Genomic DNA, 991 nt, shown 5'->3' on the forward strand with positions numbered 1-991 from the left:
AACGCGTTTCAGCCAGGGCTAGGTAGTCCGCTTTGGTCATCATCACAAGGGGGCAATGGTCTCCTTCAAAGATAGCAGCCCCAAGCGAAGTTTTGAATTACACCCTAGACAACCTGCCCGAACTGGCCGAACAGTTCCAGACTTTTTTGAGCAAAGAGCACGTGCTGAACGGCAAAGCCCGGTACGCCGCAGAAAGCTACTTGATGCTTTCCAAGAAGGAGCGCATCATGAAGGATGTGCTACCCGAGGCGGAAAAAGCCATTACGCTGCCGCCTTACCCAGCCTTACCGGATGCTCTGGTGGCATTTCTGGCCGAAAAGAACCTCATCATAACCAAGCAGGAGGCAGTAGCCTTTCTAGCCGGCGACAAGACTAAGCCCGCTTATAGCCCGCCAACGTTAGTAGCCGCCCGCTTTCCAATAATGACGCCGGCTGACGTAGGGACAATAGTAGGAGTTGAAGAAAATCAGCAACCAATATTTCAGCTTCATTTATATAGAAGCAAAGTATTAGCCACCGCTCAATGGGATGATGAGAAGCGAGAAAACCTAGTTGTAGCTGCTGGCTCTACTGCTGCACTTGTAGCTACTGATAGCTTGCACAAAGGGTATCGTGCATTGCGCGACGAGTTGATCAAAAAGAATATCTTAGAGCAGAAAGGAGACCTTTTTTGTTTTAGCCAATCTTATGCTTTCAGCAATGCAACACAAGCAGCAGCAGTGATCTGCGGCTATCCGGCAAATGGACGCACTTTCTGGAAAGACTCACAAGGAATAATTCTTGGCGAGTATGCCAAGTAAGCGCGAAGCCGAGGCTGTTGAAAGTGAGAACCTATGGGTGTAATTCAAAACTACGCGTTGGGTTGGTAACTTAGGGTCTGGTCTAATCTACTTGCCCCATGACGAAAGAAGCCTACCTGGCGCTAGCCGCCGCCCAGTATGAGGAGTTGCGTGCCTTGGGCCAAGAGCCGGATTTTTACACACTGGAGGAG

General features: G+C 49.9%; 1 protein-coding gene. It reads left to right on the forward strand.

The annotated features are described in order from the left end of the window. The first annotated feature begins 92 nt into the window (after positions 1-92). Entirely contained in the window at positions 93-800 is a 708-nt protein-coding gene (locus tag ABD842_RS13730) for a DUF4357 domain-containing protein (RefSeq protein ID WP_345114920.1), read from the forward strand. Positions 801-991 lie beyond the last annotated feature (191 nt).

Origin of the sequence: Hymenobacter algoricola, assembly GCF_039539525.1 — a bacterium.
Classification (GTDB): domain Bacteria; phylum Bacteroidota; class Bacteroidia; order Cytophagales; family Hymenobacteraceae; genus Hymenobacter; species Hymenobacter algoricola.